The organism is Amycolatopsis sp. CA-128772, from assembly GCF_002904295.1.
GTDB lineage: Bacteria > Actinomycetota > Actinomycetes > Mycobacteriales > Pseudonocardiaceae > Amycolatopsis.
Map to the genome: position 1 here is coordinate 1 of NZ_PPHG01000066.1, position 19,883 is coordinate 19,883.

Annotated in this window: 16 protein-coding genes; 12 read left to right on the top strand and 4 right to left on the bottom strand. The window is 72.9% G+C overall.

Annotation, left to right across the window (positions count from 1 at the left end; all coding sequences use genetic code 11):
* Position 1: 1 nt before the first annotated feature.
* Positions 2–1,630: a cytochrome bc complex cytochrome b subunit gene (locus C2L59_RS22075; RefSeq protein ID WP_233223632.1), complete on the top strand. Its 1,629-nt coding sequence runs from the start codon at positions 2–4 to the stop codon at positions 1,628–1,630.
* 60 nt (positions 1,631–1,690) lie between these two features.
* Here the strand turns inward: C2L59_RS22075 and C2L59_RS22080 are convergent, their stop codons facing one another.
* Together C2L59_RS22080 and C2L59_RS22085 are read right to left on the bottom strand one after the other, a co-directional pair.
* A complete protein-coding gene (locus tag C2L59_RS22080; protein WP_003062426.1) occupies positions 1,691–1,972 on the bottom strand; it encodes an Lrp/AsnC family transcriptional regulator in 282 nt (93 codons plus the stop codon).
* 50 nt (positions 1,973–2,022) lie between these two features.
* Entirely contained in the window at positions 2,023–2,772 is a 750-nt protein-coding gene (locus tag C2L59_RS22085; protein ID WP_103351414.1) for a maleylpyruvate isomerase family mycothiol-dependent enzyme, read from the bottom strand.
* Positions 2,773–2,816: 44 nt separating this feature from the next.
* Here C2L59_RS22085 and C2L59_RS22090 point away from each other — a divergent pair, with 44 nt between their 5' ends.
* Entirely contained in the window at positions 2,817–3,722 is a 906-nt protein-coding gene (locus C2L59_RS22090; RefSeq protein ID WP_103351415.1) for a MerR family transcriptional regulator, read from the top strand.
* Positions 3,723–4,000: 278 nt separating this feature from the next.
* Here C2L59_RS22090 and C2L59_RS22095 read toward each other — a convergent pair whose 3' ends face one another.
* A complete protein-coding gene (locus tag C2L59_RS22095) occupies positions 4,001–5,704 on the bottom strand; it encodes a DEDD exonuclease domain-containing protein (protein ID WP_103351416.1) in 1,704 nt (567 codons plus the stop codon).
* Positions 5,705–5,969: 265 nt separating this feature from the next.
* Between C2L59_RS22095 and C2L59_RS22100 the strand changes: the two genes are divergently transcribed.
* The 4 genes from C2L59_RS22100 to C2L59_RS22115 all read left to right on the top strand — a co-directional run bounded on the left by C2L59_RS22100 (position 5,970) and on the right by C2L59_RS22115 (position 10,422).
* Positions 5,970–7,367 (top strand): NYN domain-containing protein, encoded by a 1,398-nt coding sequence (locus C2L59_RS22100; protein WP_103351417.1) that lies wholly within the window; start codon positions 5,970–5,972, stop codon positions 7,365–7,367.
* A 68-nt stretch (positions 7,368–7,435) separates the two neighbouring features.
* Entirely contained in the window at positions 7,436–7,693 is a 258-nt protein-coding gene (locus C2L59_RS22105; protein WP_103351418.1) for a hypothetical protein, read from the top strand.
* Positions 7,694–8,132: 439 nt separating this feature from the next.
* Positions 8,133–9,188, top strand: coding sequence for an NlpC/P60 family protein (locus C2L59_RS22110; protein ID WP_199199189.1), 1,056 nt, complete (start codon positions 8,133–8,135; stop codon positions 9,186–9,188).
* Positions 9,189–9,264: 76 nt separating this feature from the next.
* A complete protein-coding gene (locus tag C2L59_RS22115; RefSeq protein WP_199199190.1) occupies positions 9,265–10,422 on the top strand; it encodes a glycosyltransferase family 4 protein in 1,158 nt (385 codons plus the stop codon).
* Here C2L59_RS22115 and C2L59_RS22120 read toward each other — a convergent pair.
* Complete coding sequence (locus C2L59_RS22120; RefSeq protein WP_103351420.1) at positions 10,419–11,033, bottom strand: uridine kinase; 615 nt, start codon at positions 11,031–11,033, stop codon at positions 10,419–10,421. The genes C2L59_RS22115 and C2L59_RS22120 overlap by 4 nt on opposite strands.
* A gap of 64 nt (positions 11,034–11,097) precedes the next feature.
* Here C2L59_RS22120 and C2L59_RS22125 point away from each other — a divergent pair, with 64 nt between their 5' ends.
* The 6 genes from C2L59_RS22125 to bioD all read left to right on the top strand — a co-directional run bounded on the left by C2L59_RS22125 (position 11,098) and on the right by bioD (position 19,818).
* On the top strand, positions 11,098–11,511 hold the full coding sequence (locus C2L59_RS22125; protein ID WP_199199191.1) for an SRPBCC domain-containing protein: 414 nt from the start codon (positions 11,098–11,100) through the stop codon (positions 11,509–11,511).
* A 23-nt stretch (positions 11,512–11,534) separates the two neighbouring features.
* Entirely contained in the window at positions 11,535–12,743 is a 1,209-nt protein-coding gene (locus C2L59_RS22130; RefSeq protein ID WP_103351422.1) for a cytochrome P450, read from the top strand.
* A gap of 64 nt (positions 12,744–12,807) precedes the next feature.
* The gene (locus C2L59_RS22135) at positions 12,808–14,088 is read left to right on the top strand and encodes an adenosylmethionine--8-amino-7-oxononanoate transaminase (protein WP_103351423.1); all 1,281 of its coding nucleotides are present in this window, start codon (positions 12,808–12,810) and stop codon (positions 14,086–14,088) included.
* A 207-nt stretch (positions 14,089–14,295) separates the two neighbouring features.
* Complete coding sequence (locus C2L59_RS22140) at positions 14,296–16,527, top strand: bifunctional SulP family inorganic anion transporter/carbonic anhydrase (protein ID WP_103351424.1); 2,232 nt, start codon at positions 14,296–14,298, stop codon at positions 16,525–16,527.
* A 228-nt stretch (positions 16,528–16,755) separates the two neighbouring features.
* Positions 16,756–18,933, top strand: coding sequence for a bifunctional SulP family inorganic anion transporter/carbonic anhydrase (locus tag C2L59_RS22145; protein WP_103351425.1), 2,178 nt, complete (start codon positions 16,756–16,758; stop codon positions 18,931–18,933).
* Positions 18,934–19,098: 165 nt separating this feature from the next.
* Positions 19,099–19,818: a dethiobiotin synthase gene (bioD, locus tag C2L59_RS22150; RefSeq protein WP_370444765.1), complete on the top strand. Its 720-nt coding sequence runs from the start codon at positions 19,099–19,101 to the stop codon at positions 19,816–19,818.
* Positions 19,819–19,883: the final 65 nt, after the last annotated feature.

The following is a 19,883-nucleotide window of genomic DNA, read 5'->3' on the forward strand; positions in this document are numbered from 1 at the left end:
CCTGGGCGAGGCCGCGAACAACGCCGACCAGCGGTACCAGCTGGCCAAGGGTCTGCGGCACCAGATGAACAAGGTGTTCCCGACCCACTGGTCGTTCCTGCTGGGCGAGATCGCGCTCTACAGCTTCATCATCCTGCTGCTGACGGGGGTGTACCTGACGCTGTTCTTCGACCCCTCCATGCAGGAGGTCGTCTACCACGGCAGCTTCAAGAACCTGCAGGGCATGGAGATGTCGCAGGCGTTCCGCACGACGCTGGACCTCTCCTTCGACGTCCGTGGCGGGCTGTTCATGCGGCAGCTGCACCACTGGGCGGCGCTGATCTTCGTGGCGTCGATGGCCGTGCACATGCTGCGGATCTTCTTCACCGGCGCGTTCCGGCGTCCGCGTGAGGCGAACTGGGTGATCGGCGGGCTGCTGCTGATCCTGGGCTGCTTCGAAGGCTTCTTCGGTTATTCGCTGCCGGATGACCTGCTTTCGGGTACCGGGATCCGGGCGACGCTGTCGGGGATCGTGTTGTCGGTGCCGGTGGCGGGGACGTGGATCCACTGGGCGTTGTTCGGTGGGGAGTTCCCGGGGGATCAGATCATCCCGCGGTTGTACACGCTGCACATCCTGTTGCTGCCGGGCATCATGCTGGCGCTGGTGGGGGTGCACCTGGCGTTGGTGTGGTATCAGAAGCACACGCAGTTCCCGGGGGTGCGGCGCAAGGAGTCCAACGTGGTCGGGGTGCGGATCATGCCGTACTTCGCGCTCAAGGGCGGCGCGTTCTTCACCCTGGTGGTGGGGGTGCTGGCGTTGATGTCGGGGCTGTTCCAGATCAACCCGGTGTGGAACTTCGGCCCGTACAACCCGGCACAGGTCTCGGCCGGGTCCCAGCCCGACTGGTACATGGCCTGGGCCGACGGCATGCTCCGGATCTGGCCGGCGTGGGAGGTCTACCTCGGGAACTACACGATCCCGGCGGTGTTCTTCCCCGGCGCGATCGGCATGCCGATCCTGTTCGGGCTCCTGCTGGGCTACCCGTTCATCGAGCGGAAGCTGTCCAAGGACACCGCGCACCACAACCTGCTCCAGCGGCCGCGGGACGTCCCGGTCCGCACGGCGCTGGGCGCGATGGCGCTGGGCTTCTTCATGGTCATCGAACTGTCCGGCTTCAACGACATCATCGCCGACAGCTTCGACATCTCGCTGAACGCGACGACCTGGGCCGGCCGCATCGGCGTGCTGATCGTGCCGCCGCTGGCGTACTACTTCACGTACCGCATCTGCCTGGGCCTGCAGCGGGCCGACCGCGAGGTGCTGGAGCACGGCGTCGAAACCGGCATCATCAAGCGGCTGCCGCACGGTGAGTTCATCGAGATCCACCAGCCGCTCGGCGGCGTCGACGGCCACGGCCACGCGCTCCCGCTCGAGTACCAGGGCGCGTCCGTGCCGAAGAAGATGAACAAGCTGGGTTCCGCCGGGCAGGCGGTGCCGGGCACGTTCTGGTCGCCGGACCCGGCCGACGAGACGGTGGCGCTGCAGCGCGCCCACGGCAACGGCCACGGCGGCGAGAACGGCCAGCACGGCCAGCACGGCGAGTTCGACTCCGCGGAGACGGCCGCGGCCGCCAAGCAGTCGGACCACTAGGTTCAGCCACGACGAAGGCCACCTCCCGCGGGAGGTGGCCTTCGTCCGTTCCGGGTCCGGTCAGTCTTCGACGCCGATCGAGAAGGCCGACTCGGTGTCCGCGCGCGAGTAGGACCGGAACGCGATGTGCGTGACGGTGTCCAGCACGCCCGGCACCTTCCCGATCCGGCCGGGGATCAGGTCGGCCAGCTCCTCGTGCGTCGACACCTGCACGGTGGCGATGAGGTCGACGTCCCCGGCGCACGAGTAGACCTCGCCGACACCCTCGATGTCGGCGATCGCCTGCGCGGCGTCCGGGATCGCGTCCGCCTCTGCCTGGATCAACACGATCGCGGTGATCACCTGGGTCCTCCAAGACTCGTCTGCGGGGTCGCCCGCGATCCTAGTGAGCCCTAGGCCGCGGTGTGCGCCAGCCAGTGGGCGGCCAGTGCGCGGTCGCCGGTGAGCGTGACGCGGTCCGCGGGCCGGCGCCGGGTCAGGACGAGCAGGAGGTCTTCGAGGGGGCCGGCCAGTGTCACGTCCGCGGTGGTGGTGCCGTCCCGGGTCCACCGGACGCCGCCGGGGGTGCGGGTGATCAGCCAGCCCGGGCCCTCGCCGTTGCCGCTCGGCTGCAGGTGGAGGGTCTGGCCGGTGCCGCGGAGCTCGGCGAAGGCGGGCTTGAGGCTCGCCGTGACGGGGTCGGACAGCACCTCCAGCCACTCGCTGATCGCGTCGGCCGCGAGGTCGGGGGCCACGGTGAAGCCGTTGCCGGTGGCCAGCGCGGCGTCGGCGTGGTGGATGGTGGTGTCGTGGAGCATGCGGCGCAGCCAGAACCGGGCGGGCTGCGGGCCGAAGAACGTCCACACGGGGCTGTCGCCGGCGGCCCGCACGGCGGCTTCGAGGTCGGCGGCGCCTCGGTCCAGCCAGCCGGACCACTCGTCCGGGGAGCCGGGGTCTTCGTCGAACGGGTCCGGGACCGGCGACGGGCCGTCCCGGACGATGCTCGCGGCCCAGCGGTGGGCCTGGCCGATGTGGCCGACGAGCACCCGCAGCGGCCACTCCGGGCAGGTGGGCACCGGCTGGTCGGGATCGGCGGCCTCGACGGCTCTGGCCAACCCGGCGGTGTGTTCGTGGAGCCCTTCGGCGAGTCTGGCGTTGTCCATGGCCGTACCGTAGGAATTCCACCCGGCTGGAGGTTCCACGGAAGGTGACCGGAGACACACTCGGCATCGGCGAGCTGGCGCGGCGAACGGGCGTGCCCGTGCGCACGATCCGCTTCTACTGCGACGAGGGCGTGCTGGAGCCGGTCCGCAGCGCAGGCGGCCACCGCCGCTTCGACGGCGCGGCGATCGACCGGCTGACGCTGGTGCGCCGGCTGCGTGGCCTGGGCCTGGGCCTGCGCCCGATCACCGACGTCCTGGCGGGCCGCCGGTCCCTCGACGACGCGGTGGCGGCCGAGCGGACGGCCCTCGACCGCGAGCTGGCAACCCTGGCGTGGCGGCGCTCGGTGCTCCACGCGGTCTCGGAGGTCGCACCGGCCGACCGCGAGGCGCGCCTGGAGCTGCTGTCCGCGGTCCAGGACGGGTGTTCGGCGCACGAGACGCTGGTGCGCCTGTGGCGCCCGATGACGACGGGCCCGATCCCCCCGGAGACGGCCCGGATGTTCCTGGACATCAGCGCCCCCGAGCCACCACCCCAGCCGACGACGGCCCAGGTGGTGGCGTACGCGGAGCTGGTCCTCCTCGCGGCGGACGCCCGGCTGGCAACGGACCTGAAGTCGAGCACGCTGGTGGGCCACGAACGCATCCCGGACCTGGGCGCACTCCACGCGGAGGTCGGCGAGGCGTGCACGCTGGCGGCACCGTCGGTGGCGGCGGGGAAGCGGCCATCTCCGGGGGCGGCGCTCGATCGTTTTGTGGCGGCTCATGCGACGGCGTGGGGTGTTCCGGACAGCTTGTCGTTCCGACGCGCGTTGAACCGCCGGACGGCGCCGGACCGCGATTCGCGGCTGCGCCGCTACTGGCACCTGACGGGCGAGGTGACGGGCGAGGCGGCGCCGATGGGGGTAACCCACACGTGGCTGCTGGACGCCCTGGACACCTCAGTCGCCTGACCCCGCCCCCCGCCATCCCGCCTCACCGGCCACAGGGGTCGCCTCCCGCACCTGGCCGGCCGGTTGGCGTACCCGGAGGGTGGGCTCGCGTACCTGGCCGGTCGGTTCGCGTACCTGGCCGGTCGGCTGGCGTACCCGGAGGGTCGGCTCGCGTACCTGGGCGGTCGGCTGGCGTACCCGGCGGGTCGGCGGCGTGCCCGGGCGGTCGGCCGGTGTGCCTGAGCCGGTCGGGAGCGAACCGATCCGCTGGATACGCGAGCCGACCCTCCCGGCGGGTGTCAGCCGACGTGTTCCAGGGAGTGGGCCTCCGTTACCAGGCTCAGCCAGCCCTGCCAGCCCGCCACCGCGGCCGGCTCGGCCCAGGGGCGCGTGGTGCGGACCAGCCGCACCCCCGGGCGGGCCAGCCAGCGCAACAGGACCCCGACCTCCTCCGGTGGTGCCCCGTGCAGGGGGCCCGGGTCCGGGAGGACCGTCTCCGCCGAGGCCACCAGGGCCTCCACCACCGGCATCGGCGGCACCCCGCGGCGGGCCACGCCCGCCGATGCCAAACGGCCGTAGCGGATCACCGCCAGTTCCCAGCCGCCCGCGCCGTCGGGGCCGGCTGCGATCAGTTCGCCGATCGAGGCCAACGATGCCTGGCGGTGGGCGCGGCCCAGGGTCCGGATCAGGCCGGCCAGCTCGTCGCGGTGGCGGGCCGCCTGCTCGTAGTGCCGGCCCTCCGCCAGCCGCTCCACGTGCGCGGCCGCCGTGTGCAGGGGGCGGCCGTCCAGGCCCGCGATCAGGCCCGACACCGACTCGACCGCCGGGCTGTACGCCTCCACGCTCTGCCGGCCCGCGCACGGTGCGCCGCAGCGGCCCAGTTCCGCCAGCACGCACGGGGTCCCGTTCGCCGAGCGCGGCGAGATCCGCTGGGTGCACGTCCGCAGGCCCGACGCGCCGGCCAGGGTGTCGGCCGTCGTGCGGGCGTCCGCCTGGTTGCGGAACGGGCCCAGCACCCCCGGCCGCGGCAGGCGGACCACCGACAGCCGCGGGAACGCCTCGTCCGTCAGGCCGATCCACCAGCCCTGGTGGCGGTTCTTCGACCGCCGGTTGTACGCCGGCCGGTGCGCCCCGATCAGCCGCAGCTCGCGGACCTCCGCCTCGAGCGCGTGCGCGCACACGACGTGGTCGACGCGCTCCGCCAGGGCGACCATCTCCCGGATCCGGCTCCGCCCCTCCGAACCCGTGAAGTAGGTGCGCACGCGCCGCCGCAGGTCCTTCGCCGTGCCGACGTACAGGACCTCGTCCTTCGGACCCTTGAAGAGGTAGACCCCCGGCGCCGCGGGCAGGTCCGCCGCCAGGTGCCGCTTCGCCCGCTGGGCGACCGTCACCTCCGGCAGGTACCCCATCAGCTCTTCCAGCGAGTGCACACCCAGGTTGCCGACCCGCTCCAGCAGGCCGTGCAGGACGTCCACGGTCGCGCGCGCGTCGTCCAGCGCCCGGTGCGTCGGCCGCGTCTTCGCCCCGAACAGCAACGCCAGCGCCGTCAGGTTGTAGCGGCCGACCTCGTCCCGGGGGACGACGCGCCGCGCCAGCCGCACCGTGCAGACCACGGTGAGCTTCGGCCAGACGTACCCGTGCCCCTCGCAGGCGGCCCGCATGTGCGACGTGTCGAAGCCCGAATTGTGCGCGACCAGCACCGAACCGCCGATGAACTCGAGGAAGGCGGGCAGCACCTCCTCGATCGGCGGGGCGTCGTACACCATCGCCTGGGTGATGCCGGTCAGGGAGACGATCTGCGGCGGGATCACCCGGCCCGGGTTGATCAGCGTCGCGAACTCGCCGAGCACCTCACCGGCGCGCACCTTCACGGCCCCGATCTCGGTGATCTCCGACGCCCCTGGCGGTGCCCCGGTCGTTTCGAGGTCGAAGACGACGAAAGTCGTGTCCCGCAACGGAGTTCCGAGCTCGTCGAAGGCGAGCTGTGCCTGGACCGGACGCATGGGCGAGACACTAGAGGCGACCCCCGACAGTTTTGGCCGCCCCGCTGCTCACGGGCCCGGAACGGCCCCGGGGTCGCGGGCGGGTTTCGTTCGCCGGTTCGGACCGCATCGCCGCCCACCGGCCGCGGCCCGGTCGGAAGCCGGCCGCCGCCGAAGACCCGCCCGCTGGGCTCGCCCGCACCGGCCGCACCCCTCGACCCTCGCCCGGTGTGGCCTCCGTGTGGCGCGCGGGGCGGGATGCGGGGGCGGGGCCTACCCTGGACCAATGCACCCGCAGCCGCTCGTGCCGGAGCCGCCCGGGGACCCCGTCGGTCCCTCGGGTGTCGCGTCGCGTGCCGAGCCGGCCGAAGAGTCCCCTGACCAGGCCGGACAGCCCGAACCCGCCACCTGGCCCGCGCTGCCGGAACCGGTTCGCGACCGCATTGCCGAGCTCGCCGCGGCCGCCGTGGCCAAGCTGCCCGCCACCGATGTGCCCCGGCAGCTGCGGCCCGTCGCCAAGTTCGCGCCCGCCAAGCGGGCCAAGCTCGGGGGCGCCGCGCTGCTCGCCGCGCTCGGGGAGTCTTCGCAGTTCCGGACCGCCGTCATCGAATGGCTGCGCGAACACCGCACCGACGTGCTCGACCCCAACGCCATCGACTCCGTCGCCGCGGCGGCCGCCGCCGTGCTGCTCGGGGAGTCCGGGGCCGCCGGACGGGTGCGGCTGGTCGCCAAGAACGCCGAGGAAAACGCCCTGCGCGCCGAACGCGACGCCGCGCTCGCCCGGACCCAGCGGCTCGAAGCCGAACTCGCCCAGGTCCGCGCCGAACTCGCCGAAGCGAAGCAAGCCGCCGAAAGCGCCCGGGGCGAGCGTGAGGGCGAAGTCGAGAAGCTCCTGAAGCGCCTTCGCGAGCAGGGCGTCCAGCTGCGCCAAGCCCGCGACGCGGTCGAAGCGGCCTCCGCCAACGCCCGGCGCGGCTCGGCCGCCCACGTCGACGAGATCGCCACCCTCACCAGCCAGCTCGAACGCGAACGCCAGCGCGTCGCCGGCGAACGCGCCCGGGCCGAACGCGCCGTCGCCGACGCCGAAATCGCCCGCCAGTCCGCGCGCGAGGCCCGCCAGGCCGACGAGGTGCGGCTCGCCCTGCTCATCGACACCATCGACGGCGCCGTCACCGGCCTGCGCCGCGAACTCGCCCTCGGCGCGCGGGGCGCCCGCCCGGCCGACATGGTCCGCGGCGCCAGCTCCGGCACCGGCCAGGGCGGCAAGATCGCCGACGTCACCGCGCTGGACCGCTACCTCGCGCTGCCCAACGTGCACCTGATCGTCGACGGCTACAACGTCACCAAGACCGGCTACCCCGAACTGGCCCTCGCCGACCAGCGCGACCGGCTGGTCCACCAGCTGTCCGCGCTGGCCGCGCGTACCTCCGCCGAGGTCACCGTCGTCTTCGACGGCGCCGGCGTGCTCTCCGTGCCCGCATCGGTGCCGCGCGGGGTGCGGGTGCTGTTCTCCGACCGCGGGGTGCTGGCCGACGACGTGATCCGCAACCTCGTCGCGGCCGAGCCCGCCGGGCGGCCGATGGTCGTCGCGACGTCCGACCGCGCCGTCGCGGACTCGGTGCGAGGCCGCGGCGCCCATCCGGCGCCGGCGTCCGTGCTGGTCAGCCGCCTGTCGAGGGTGTGACCGCACCGAAACTGTCGGTGGTGGCCCCTACCGTGTGCGGAACAGCAGTTCCCGCGTGAGGAGGACCCATGACCGGCATCCCCGAGCTGTCCGAAGTGGACGTCTCGCACATCGCCGTTCCGGACATCGAGAACCTGGTGGTCGATTGCGACCGCTGCGTCGTACGCGGCATCTCCTGCCACGACTGCGTGGTGAGCGTGCTGCTCGGCGCGCCACCGGCGGTGGTGTGGGACGCCGACGAGCGGCGGGCCGTCGACGCGCTGGCGGAGGCCGGGATGGTGCCGCGGCTACGCCTGGTCGAGGAACCGGCCCGGCGCACCGCCTGACTTTTGCCCGTTTCGTGTCGGCGCGCCGAATGGTCGATTGAATCGGTGAACGGTCAGTAGTCGAAAGCTCGCCGGAGAAACCCCAGCGTGTAACGCCCATCACAGCTTTTCCTCTTTGCAGGTCCGATGGTGTTTATCGGCGTCACGCAGAGTTTTTGGCCGACGGGTGGTGGACGTGGTGGCGGTCTTTTCGTAACCTGTCCGAGATCTCGTGGCCCCCGGCCGTCGATGAGGCGGCGACGCGAGATCGCCGCCGGGCGCAGCTTTGTCGGGAAGCTGGGAACCGGAACCACCACCGCGTGCTTTTCCCTGTTGCGGCTCGTGTTGCCCTGGCGACGCAGCCCGCACGCGTGGGGGGACAACGGCGAAGAGGACTCCCCGGCCTCTTCGCGGCCCGGTCCCCGTCGGCGGCCGAGACGCAAAGGAGACCCGCGCGACCGTGCAGTCGCATCCAGTCAGGCGCGTGGTGTCAGGAGCCCTCGCCGCGGTTGCGGTGATCACCCTCGTCACCGTGGCCCAGCCGACGGCCACCGCCGCCCCCGTCCCCGTTCTCCAGACCCCGCCAGCCGGTTCGGACGCCCTCGCCCGGTACCGCGACCTCGCGGCCCAGGCCGAAAAGCTCAATGAAGACCTGCTGTCCGCCCAGGACGACCTGAAGAAGAAGCAGGGCGAGCTCGACAAGGCCACCGGCGATGTCAACGCGGCCAAGGAACAGGCCACGAAGGCGTCCGAGAGCCAGAAGAAGTACCAGACCGAGGTCGACAAGTTCGCCGGTGCGTCGTTCACCAGCGGTGTCCAGCTGAACAAGCTGTCGGCGCTGCTGGCCGGGACGTCCACCCAGGACTTCCTGGACCGTTCGTCCGCGCTCGAGGTCATCGCGACCGGCAAGAACGCCGCGATGGGCAACCTCACCGGCGCCGTCCAGGAGGCGACCGACGCGGCCGCCAAGGCCAGCGACGCCGCGAAGCGCGCGCAGGACGCGCGGGACGCCGCGGCCAAGCTGACCCAGGACATCCAGGCCAAGCAGAAGACGCTGCAGGACCAGATCGACCAGCTCGAAGCGGCCAACAAGAACCTGAGCGCCGGGGACAAGGCCGCCCGGCGGGACACCGGCTCGGCGCCGCCCGCCAACATCAAGGCGCCGACCGCGGCCGCGCAGGCAGCGCTGAACGCGGCGCTGGGCAAGCTCGGCAGCGCCTACGTCTACGGCGCGACCGGACCGACCAACTTCGACTGTTCGGGCCTGACGATGTGGGCCTACAAGCAGGCCGGCATCACCCTGCCGCGGACCAGCCGCGAGCAGTCCACCTTCGGCGCCGCGGTGCCGCGGGACCAGCTCCAACCGGGCGACCTCGTGTTCTACTACTCGCCCGTTTCGCACGTCGGCATGTACATCGGCGACGGCAAGATGGTGCACGCGCCCGACACCGGTGACGTCGTGAAGATCTCGCCGCTGCAGAGCCAGTACGCGGGAGCGCGCCGCCCGACGGCGTGACCCTTCGCAGCACCCTCCAGGGGCGGTACCGCGGACGCGGTGCCGCCCCTGGTTCGTCGGTGGCTAGCCTCTAAGCGTGCTCAAGACCCTGCTCGTGACCAACGACTTCCCGCCGCGGCCCGGGGGCATCCAGAACTACCTGAACTCCCTCGCCACCCGGCTGCCGGCGGACGACCTGGTCGTCTACGCGCCGTCGTGGGAATCGCGGACGGGGTCGCACGAGGAGTTCGACGCCGAGGCGCCGTTCGAGGTCGTCCGGCACCCGACGTCGCTGATGCTGCCGACGCCGGACGTGCTCCGCCGCGCGAAGCAGATCATGCGCGCGCGGGACTGCGAAGCCGTCTGGTTCGGCGCGGCCGCCCCGCTCGCCCTGCTGGGGCACCCGCTGCGCCGGGCCGGGGCCCGCCGCGTCGTCGCCTCGACGCACGGCCACGAGGTCGGCTGGTCCATGCTCCCGGGGTCGCGCCAGGCGCTGCGGCGCATCGGCGACACCGCGGACGTCCTCACCTACGTCAGCCGGTACACCCGCGGCCGCTTCGCCGCGGCGTTCGGCCCGATGGCCGGGCTGGAGCTGCTGCCGTCCGGGGTGGACACCGAGCTGTATCGGCCGGACCCGGCCGGCCGGGCCGAAATCCGCGCGCGGCACGGGCTCGGCGACCGGCCGACCGTCGTGTGCGTGTCGCGGCTGGTCCCGCGCAAGGGCCAGGACCAGCTGATCCGCGCGCTGCCGCAGATCCGCGAGCAGGTGCCGGACGCGGTGCTGCTGGTCGTCGGCGGCGGCCCGTACCGCAAGACCCTCGCCGGCCTGGTCGCCGAGCTGGGCCTGGAGCGCGACGTCGTGTTCACCGGGTCGGTGCCGTGGGCCGAGCTGCCGGCGCACTACGCGGCGGGCGACGTCTTCGCGATGCCGGCCCGCACCCGCGGCAAGGGCCTGGACGTCGAGGCGCTCGGCATCGTCTACCTGGAGGCGTCGGCGACCGGCCTGCCGGTGGTCGCGGGCAACTCCGGCGGCGCCCCCGAGGCGGTGCTCGACGAGGTCACCGGGCACGTCGTCGACGGCCGCGACGTCACGCAGCTGGCCGAGACGCTCGCCAGCCTGCTGGCCGACCCCGTGCGCGCCCGCCGGATGGGCGAGGCCGGCCGCCAGTGGGTGACGGCGAACTGGCGCTGGGACGTCATGGCGCAGCGGCTGTCCGGCCTGCTGGACGGCGATCCGGTGGCCGTCGTCCGCTAAGGCGTGTACAGCGCCGGGTGCCGCGGATCGTCGACGCGGACGACGACCTCGGCGAGCGAACCCGGGTCCACCTCTTCCTCGTACCGCTCGTAGGCCGGGACGGCCCAGGCGTCCGGCACGCGGCGGCGCAGGGCCGCGGGGGAGAGCCACAGGTGCACGGCCAGGTCGAAGGCCAGCCCGGCCCCCAGCAGCAGCTCGCCGTCGACGAGCACGACCGCGCCTTCGGGCAGCGGCACGCGGCCGGCGCGGGTCGCGCGGTCGCGTTCGGCGTCCCACAGCGACGGCAGGACTTCGCCGGACCCCTTCAGCGGCTCCAGCACTTCGCGGCGCAGGGCGCCCAGGTCGAGCCAATCGCTGTAACGGGCGTCGGGATTCGTGCGGCCGTGCTCGAAGCGCAGGGACGCCGGGCGCAGAAAATCGCGCGCGGACACGCGCAGGGTCGCGCGGCCGCGCAGGCGCAGCGGGTCGACCAGGGCGTCCGCGAGGTCCGCGGTGCCCGTCGCGCCCGCCGCGCCGTCGATGGCGACCGCGATCCGCCGCGGGGTGAGCGCGTCGATGCGATCGGTGAGTTCGCCGGTCAGGACGGCGGGGGAAATCGGGCGGTAGCGCACGGGTTCCCATCCTCCACCCGGGCCGCCCGCCGGTTTTGTCGTACCCCGGTGCGAGGATGAGGACATGACTTCTTCAGTGGGGAAGACGGCCGATGTGGGGTGGAACATCGGCGTTTCGCGGACCTTGCCGTACCCGGCCGAAGCGGTGTGGGACTTCCTGGTCAGCCGCGAAGGCGTCGCGATCTGGCTCGGTCCCGGCGTCGAGCTGCCGCGGGAACCGGGCGCGGAGTACGAAACGGCCAACGGCACGGTGGGCGAGATCCGCAGCTACGTCGACGGCGACCGCGTGCGGCTCACGTGGCGGCCGAGCGACTGGGACCACGACTCGACCGTTCAGGTGCGGCTGAGCGGCGCCGGGGCCAAGACGACCCTGAGGTTTCACCAGGAATGGCTTTCGGGCGCGGAAGAACGCGAAGAACAGCGGGCATACTGGCAGGACGTGACCGAGCGCGTCGTGGCGGCTCTCGCCGAACGCTGACGCGGTGAGGCTTGGGGGATGACATGACGACCGGCGAGATCTACGAGGTCGCGGAGGACTTCGCGCAGGACGCGCACGTGCTCTCGGAGCTGCTGCGCGCGGGCGGCCCGGTGCGTCTGGTGCGGATGCCGCGCGGGCTGCCGTGCTACGTGGTCACCGGGTTCGCGCAGGCGCGGGCGCTGCTGGCCGATCCGCGGCTGCAGAAGAACACCGCGGGGATCCGGGCGCTGTTCGAGGCGAAGCTGCCGCCGGAGGCGCCGCAGAGCGGGCTGGCGCCGGACCTGAGCCGGCACATGCTCAACTCGGACCCGCCGGACCACACGCGGCTGCGGAAGCTGGTGAACAAGGCGTTCACCGCGCGCACGGTGGCGCGGCTGCGGCCGCGGGTCGAGGAGATCACCACGGAGCTGCTCGACGCGCTCGCCGGGCAGGAGCGCGCCGACCTGGTGCCGTCGTTCGCCGCGCCGCTGCCGATCACGGTGATCTGCGAGCTGCTCGGGGTCCGCGAGGAGGACCGCACGGAGTTCTCGGGCTGGTCCCGCACGTTGCTGAGCGGCCTGGTGCAGCCGGAGGCGGTGCAGGCGGCGGCGCAGAGCATGTTCGGCTACCTCACCGGGTTGATCGCGCAGAAGCGCGCCCAGCCGGCCGAAGACCTGCTGTCGGACCTGGTCCACGCGAGCGACGACGGCGATTCGCTGTCCGAGCCCGAGCTGGTGTCGATGGCGTTCCTGCTGCTCGTCGCCGGCCACGAGACGACGGTCAACCTGATCGCCAACGGCGTGCTGGCGCTGCTGCGCGAGCCGGAGCAGCTGGCCCGCCTGCGTGCGGAGCCGGAGCTGCTCCCGGGCGCGGTGGAGGAGTTCCTGCGCTTCGACGGCCCGATCCACCTCGCCACGCTGCGGTTCACGGCGGAGCCGGTGGAGGTCGACGGCGTGACGATCCCGGAGGGCGAGTTCGTGCTGGTCTCGCTGCTCGGGGCGAACCGCGACGCGCAGCGGTTCCCGGAGCCGGACCGCCTGGACATCACGCGCCCGGCCGGCGGGCACCTGGCCTTCGGGCACGGGATCCACTACTGCGTGGGCGCGCCGCTGGCCCGGCTGGAGGCGGAGATCGCGCTCGGCGGGCTGCTGGCGCGGTTCCCGGACATCGCGTTGGACGCGAAGCCGGACGAGCTCGTGTACCGGACGAGCTCGCTCGTGCACGGGCTGGAGGCGTTGCCGGTCCGGTTGTGAGGGTCGCGCTGCCCGAAGGTGGCGCCCTCGGCCAGGTCGCGCGGGGTCCTGTTTTAATGCAGCCATGGACCCCGCCGACCTGCTCGCCCTCGATGCCCGGCACGTCTGGCACCCCTATGCCCCCATGCCGGCGAAGGTGCCGTCGCTGCTGGTCACCGAGGCCGCCGGCGTCCGGCTGAAGCTGGCCGACGGGCGGGAACTCGTCGACGGGATGTCCTCGTGGTGGTCCGCCGTCCACGGCTACCGGCACCCCGTGCTCGATGCCGCGCTCGCCGCCCAGGCCGGGCGGATGAGCCACGTCATGTTCGGCGGGCTCACGCACGAACCCGCCATCACCCTCGCCAAGACCCTCGTCGACCTCACGCCCGAGGGGCTCGAGCACGTCTTCCTCTGCGACTCCGGCTCGGTCTCCGTCGAGGTCGCCGTCAAGATGTGCCTGCAGTACCAGCGTTCTCGCGGGCGCACCGGGAAACACAAGCTGCTCACCTGGCGTGGCGGCTACCACGGCGACACGTTCACCCCGATGAGCGTCTGCGATCCCGACGGTGGCATGCACGCGCTGTGGCGCGGTGTGCTGCCCGAGCAGGTCTTCGTCCCCGCGCCGCCGTCCGGGTTCGACACCCCGCCGGATCCGTCCTATGTGGACATCCTGGCCGCCGGGATCGAGCGGCACCACGGCGAACTCGCCGCGGTCGTCGTCGAACCCGTCGTGCAGGGCGCCGGCGGGATGCGGTTCCACCACCCCGCCTACCTGCGCGCCCTGCGGGAACTCACCGAAGCGCACGACGTGCTGCTGATCTTCGACGAGATCGCCACCGGCTTCGGCCGCACCGGTGCGCTCTTCGCCGCCGAACACGCCGGTGTCACGCCGGATGTCCTGTGCGTCGGCAAGGCGCTCACCGGCGGCTACCTCAGCATGGCCGCGGCCCTGTGCACCCCGGAGGTGGCCGCCGGCATCGCGCGCGGCGAGCTGCCCGTCCTCGCGCACGGGCCGACGTTCATGGGCAATCCGCTGGCCTCGGCCGTCGCCAACGCCTCGCTCGGGCTGCTCTCCGGCGGCGGCTGGCGAACCGATGTCACCCGGCTCGAGAAGGGCCTGCTCGACGGCCTGGCCCCGGCGCGCGACCTGCCCGCCGTCGCCGATGTGCGGGTGCTCGGCGGAATCGGGGTGCTGCAGCTCGACCACCCCGTCGACATGGCCGTCGCCACGGACGTCGCCACCGGGCACGGGGCCTGGCTGCGGCCGTTCCGGGACCTCGTCTACGCCATGCCGCCGTACGTTTCGACCGAGGACGATCTGGCCGTGATCACCCGCGCGATGCTGGCCGTCGCCGAAAAGGCCTGAATTCAGCACATCGGGTGTGACCGCCGGCACAGCGAGACCCGAATGTCCCTCATCGTCGCCGTGTGTGGCAGGCCCGGATCGAAACCACGCGAACGGCGGAGACGATAAGTGTGAAACCGGCCGTCCGGGCCGCCGAACAGTGCGCGGGCGAACGCGAGAAATGCTTGCGTAGCAGACTTTCCGCCCGGTTTCGGCGATCCTGCCCCCATGATCGAGATCGTTCGTGGCGAGCACGACACCGGACCCCCGAAGCCCTTCGCGCACCTGAAGAACCTCAAGCACGATTTCTTCGCCTCCATAGTCGTCTTCCTCGTCGCCGTCCCCCTGTCCCTCGGCGTGGCCTTCGCCGCCGGGGCGCCGCTGCTGTCCGGCCTGATCTCCGCCGTCGTCGGCGGGCTGGTCGCGAGTCTCTTCGGCGGATCGCCGCTGCAGGTCAGCGGCCCGTCCGCCGCCCTCACCGTGGTGCTGGCCGACACGATCGCCACCCACGGCTGGCCCGTCACCTGCGCGATCACCGTCGCTGCGGGCCTGCTCCAGATCCTCTTCGGCCTGACGCGCCTGGCCCGTGCCGCGCTCGCCGTGTCGCCGGCCATCGTGCACGGCCTGCTCGCCGGCATCGGCGTCACGCTCGTGCTCGGCCAGCTGCACGTCGTCCTCGGCGGCTCGGCGCAGGGTTCCGCGCTCGCCAACGTGCTGGCGCTGCCCGGGCAGGTCGCCGCGCACCACGACCAGGCCGTGCTGATCGGCGTCGTCACCCTCGGCGTGCTGCTGGCCTGGCCGCGGCTGCCGAAGGTGGTGCGCCGCGTGCCCGCGCCGCTGGCCGCCGTCACACTGGCCACCGGCCTGTCCGTCCTGGCCGGCCTGTCCCTGCCGCGCGTCGACCTCCCGGCCGGGCTGCCCGCGCTGCACGTCGTGCCGCGGCTGCCGGACGGCGGCTGGGCCGGCTTCGCGCTCGCCGCGCTCACCATCGCGCTCATCGCCGGCCTGGAGAGCCTGCTGTCCGCGGTCTCGGTGGACAAGCTGCGCGGCGGCCCGCGCACCGACCTCGACCGCGAGCTCATCGGGCAGGGCGCGGCGAACGTCGCCGCCGGCGCGCTCGGCGGGTTCCCGGTCACCGGCGTCATCGTGCGCAGCATGACCAACTTCGAGGCGGGCGCGCGCACCCGGGCGTCGGCGATGCTGCACTGCGTCTGGATCCTCGCCGCCTGCCTGCTGTTCACCGGGCTGCTGCGATCGATCCCGCTGGCCGCACTGGCCGCCCTGCTCGTCTACGTCGGCACGAAACTGGTGAACCTCAACGGGCTCAAGGAAGTCCGCCGCCACGGCGACCTGCCGGTGTACGTCGTCACGCTGGCCGGCGCGATCGCCGTCAACCTGCTCACCGGGGTCGCGGCGGGGATCCTGCTGGCCCTCGCGCTGATGCTGCGGCGGATGATCTTCTCCGGCATCCACGTCGAAACCGACGGCGACCGCCACCGCGTCGTCATCGAAGGCGCGCTGACGTTCCTGTCCGTGCCGCGGCTGACCCGCGTGCTTGCCGAACTCCCGCCGGACGCCGAAGTGACCCTCGAACTCCTCGTCGACTACCTCGACCACGCCGCGTTCGACTGCCTGCGCGGCTGGCAGCAGGCGCACGCCGGGCCGGTCACGGTCGACGAGATCGGGCACCCGTGGTTCGAACGCGGCCGCTCGGGCGCGCCGACCGTGCGCCGCAGCGTCGCCGCGCGGGTCGTGCCGCGGTGGCTCGCGCCGTGGTCGCAGTGGCAGGCCGAGCACGTCGTGCTGCCCGCCCAGCGCACCGCGAGCTCGCTGCTCTGCCGCGGTGCTTCGGAGTTCCAGCGCCGCACGGCGCCGCTGCTGCGGGACACGTGGAGCGGGCTGGCGCACGGCCAGCAGCCGCACACCCTGTTCATCACCTGCGGCGACGCGCGGATCGTGCCGAACCTGATCACCACGAGCGGGCCGGGGGACCTGTTCACGGTCCGGAACATCGGCAACCTCGTGCCGCCGGCCGACGGCACCGACTCCTCGGTCGGCGCGGCCATCGAGTACGCCGTCGGGGTGCTGGACGTCGCCGAGATCGTGGTGTGCGGGCATTCCGGCTGCGGCGCGATGAAGGCGCTGCTCGGGCGGGCACCGGACGGGCTCGAACAGCTCGGCAGCTGGCTGCGCCACGGCGAAGCGACGCTGCGGCGGCGCGCCCGCGAGGCGCCGCTGCTGCTCGGCGGCGAGCGGCCGGCCGCCGAGGCCGACCAGCTCGCGCTCCAGAACGTGGTGCAGCAGCTGGAAACCCTGCGCGGCTACCCGGTGGTCGCCGCGGCCCTGGACCGCGGCGCGCTGCGGCTCACCGGGATGTACTTCGACGTCGGCGCGGCCCAGGTGTCCCTTTTGGACGGTGCCACCCGCGGCTTCGTCCCCGCGGGCGCGCTGGAGCACTGACCACGAGTACCCCAATGTGGCGTTCGGTGCGTCGGACGCACCGAACGCCACATTGGGGTCGTCCGGGAACCGTTGTGTGGTACGGGATTCAACTGTCGCTTGACAGAATTTGGGCCCGTGAACGGGGCGTTAACGGTTTGTCCGATATGTGACATTCAGGCTAATTGTGGCCAGTTGTTCACTCGATCGGGTGGTACATAGCGGACATTTCACTCGGTTTCCGGTTGCATGGCGCTCATGAGACCCCTCGCCGTGCTCCGACACGACCTGCCGGCCTCACTGGTCGTCTTCCTCGTAGCTGTTCCCCTGTCCCTCGGCATCGCCCTCGCTTCGGGCGCCCCGGTCGCCGCCGGGCTCGTCGCCGCCGTCGTCGGCGGCATCGTCGCCGGTGCGCTCGGTGGCTCCGCGCTCCAGGTCAGCGGGCCCGCCGCCGGCCTGACCGTGGTGATGGCGGAAACCATCCAGACCTTCGGCTGGGTCGTCACCTGCGCGATCACCGTCGCCGCGGGCGCGCTCCAGGTCCTGCTGGGGCTGAGCCGGATCGCGCGGGCCGCGCTGGCCATCTCGCCGGCGATCGTGCACGGCATGCTGGCCGGCATCGGCGTCACGATCGTGCTCGGCCAGCTGCACGTCATCCTCGGCGGCAAGGCCCAGAGCTCCGCGCTCGGAAACATCGCCGAGCTGCCCGGCCAGCTCGTCGCCCACCACGACTCCGCCGCCATCGTCGGCCTGCTCACCATCGGCGTCCTGCTGCTCTGGCCGAAGCTGCCGGAAGCGGTGCGGAAGGCGCCGGGGCCGCTCGCCGCGATCGCGGCCGCCACGGTGGTGTCGGTGGCCTTCGGGATGACGCTGCCGCGCGTCGAACTGCCCGGGGACCTGCTGAACGTCCACCTCGTCCCGCAGCTGCCGGACGGCGGCTGGGGCGGGTTCGCGCTCGCCGTCGTCACGATCGCGCTGATCGCCAGCGTGGAAAGCCTGCTCTCGGCGGTCGCGGTCGACCGCATGCACACCGGGCCGCGCGCCGACCTCGACCGCGAGCTGGTCGGCCAGGGCGCGGCCAACATGCTCTCCGGCGCGCTCGGCGGCCTGCCCGTCACCGGCGTCATCGTCCGCAGCTCCACCAACGTTGCCGCCGGGGCGAAGTCCCGGGTGTCGGCGGTGCTGCACGGCATCTGGGTGCTGCTGTTCGTCGTCCTGCTCGCCGGGCTGATCCAGAGCATCCCGCTCGCCGCGCTGGCCGGGCTGCTGGTGCACGTCGGCGCGAAGCTGGTCAACCCGGGGCACATGCGGACCGTCCTCGCCCACGGCGACCTGCCGGTGTACCTGCTCACCCTCGCCGGGGTGGTCGTGTTCGACCTGCTCACCGGCGTGCTGGCCGGGATCGCGCTGTCCCTGGTGCTGATGCTGCGCCGCACGGCCTGGTCGGGCATCCACGTCGGACGGGAAGGCGACGACTGGCGCGTCGTCGTCGAAGGCGTCCTGACGTTCCTGTCGGTGCCGCGGCTGTCGAAGGTGCTCGGGAGCGTCCCGGGCGGGGTGGTGGTGCGGCTGGAGCTGGTCGTCGACTACCTCGACCACGCCGCGTTCGAGAGCCTGCACACCTGGCAGCAGGCGCACGAGCGCGCGGGCGGCACGGTGGAGGTTGACGAGGTCGGCCACCCGTGGTTCGGCGAAGGCAAGGCCGGCCGCCCGACGCGGACCCGGAGCGCGGCGAGCCGGGCGGTCCCGCGCTGGCTGGCCCCGTGGTCGGAGTGGCAGGCCGTCGAAGGGATCCCGGCCCAGCAGACCCGCCGCGGCGCGACGGAGTTCCACCGCCGCGCGGCGCCCCTGCTGCGCGACACGCTGTCGGGCTTGGCGGACGGCCAGCGCCCCCGCACGCTGTTCATCACCTGCGGCGACTCCCGGATCGTGCCCAACCTGATCACCACCAGCGGGCCGGGTGACCTGTTCACGATCCGCAACATCGGCAACCTGGTCCCGCCGGGCCAGGCGGACGCTTCGATGAACGCCTCGATCGAGTACGCGGTGGGGGTCCTCGGGGTCGAGGAGATCGTGGTGTGCGGCCATTCGAGCTGTGGCGCGATGGCGGCCCTGGCGGACGGCCCGCCGCCGGGCCCGCTGGCGGAGTGGCTGCACCACGCCGAGCCGAGCGCCCACCGGACGGGCTCGGCCACGGTGGAGGGCGCGGTCCCGGACCGGGAGGGTGACCGGCTGGCGCTGCACAACGTGCTGCAGCAGCTGGAGCACCTGCGGGAGTACCCGTCGGTGATGGCGGCGGAGTCGGCGGGGAAGCTGCAGCTGACCGGGATGTACTTCCACGTCGGCGACGCCCAGGTGTACCTGTTCGATCCCGCGGAGCGGACGTTCCGGCCGGCCGGGGCGCCGGTGGTGGTGCCGGGCGCCTGATCCGCCGGGCCGGGCCCGCAGGTTCGCGGGTCCGGCCCGGCCCTCGTGAGTGGCGAGGACGGTTCCCACCGCCCTTTTCCTCACGACGGCCGACGGCGGGAGCCCGCTGACCACGGCCCGCGTGCGAGTGCGGTGGGTGAGTCACTAAGTTGATGGTTCGTGACGATGCTGGTGATGACGGGGACCGGGACCGGGGTCGGCAAGACGATCACCACGGCGGCGATCGCGGCCGTGGCGGTGGCCGGTGGGCAGCGGGTGGCCGTGCTGAAGCCCGCGCAGACCGGGGTGCGGCCGGACGAGGCCGGTGACCTGCAGGACGTCGCCCGGCTCGCCGGGCCGGACGTCACCACCCGCGAGCTGCGGCGCTACCCCGATCCGCTCTCGCCCGAGGCCGCCGCGCGGCGCAGCGGGCTGCCCACGCTCGATCCCGGGGAAATCGCGCAGGCCGCGTCCGACCTCGACACCGGGCACGACCTCACCCTCATCGAAGGCGCGGGCGGGCTGCTCGTGCGCTTCGACAGCGCCGGGGCGAGCCTCGCCGACGTCGCCTGGTCGCTCGGGTCGCTCGTCATCATCGTGGCCGAGGCCGGGCTCGGGACGCTCAACGCCACCGCGCTCACCGCCGAGGTCGCCACCAAGCGGGGGCTCACCGTCGCCGGGGTCATCATCGGGGCCTGGCCGGCCGAACCGGACCTCGCCGCCCTCTCCAACCTCGAAGACCTGCCGGTCGCCGCGGGGGCGCCGCTGCTGGGCGTGCTCCCCGCCGACATCGGTCAGGCCTCCCGGGAGGACTTCCTGGCCGCCGCCCGGGCCGGGCTCTCGCCGTGGTTCGGCGGGGAGTTCGACCCCGAGCTGTTCGCCGGGTGCGCTTCCGCCGGGAAGTGACCTGCGTCGCTGTTGCCTCGCCGCCCCTTCGTGCACGATGAGGGACGCTTTCCGCACCACCTCGA

Coding starts and splice junctions, on each gene's coding strand:
- C2L59_RS22085 (WP_103351414.1), bottom strand. CDS start 2,772: ATGGACAACGCCAGACTCGCCGAAGGGCTCCACGAACACACCGCCGGG.
- C2L59_RS22095 (WP_103351416.1), bottom strand. CDS start 5,704: ATGCGTCCGGTCCAGGCACAGCTCGCCTTCGACGAGCTCGGAACTCCG.
- C2L59_RS22100 (WP_103351417.1), top strand. CDS start 5,970: ATGCACCCGCAGCCGCTCGTGCCGGAGCCGCCCGGGGACCCCGTCGGT.
- C2L59_RS22105 (WP_103351418.1), top strand. CDS start 7,436: ATGACCGGCATCCCCGAGCTGTCCGAAGTGGACGTCTCGCACATCGCC.
- C2L59_RS22125 (WP_199199191.1), top strand. CDS start 11,098: ATGACTTCTTCAGTGGGGAAGACGGCCGATGTGGGGTGGAACATCGGC.
- C2L59_RS22130 (WP_103351422.1), top strand. CDS start 11,535: ATGACGACCGGCGAGATCTACGAGGTCGCGGAGGACTTCGCGCAGGAC.
- C2L59_RS22135 (WP_103351423.1), top strand. CDS start 12,808: ATGGACCCCGCCGACCTGCTCGCCCTCGATGCCCGGCACGTCTGGCAC.
- C2L59_RS22140 (WP_103351424.1), top strand. CDS start 14,296: ATGATCGAGATCGTTCGTGGCGAGCACGACACCGGACCCCCGAAGCCC.
- C2L59_RS22145 (WP_103351425.1), top strand. CDS start 16,756: ATGGCGCTCATGAGACCCCTCGCCGTGCTCCGACACGACCTGCCGGCC.
- bioD (WP_370444765.1), top strand. CDS start 19,099: ATGCTGGTGATGACGGGGACCGGGACCGGGGTCGGCAAGACGATCACC.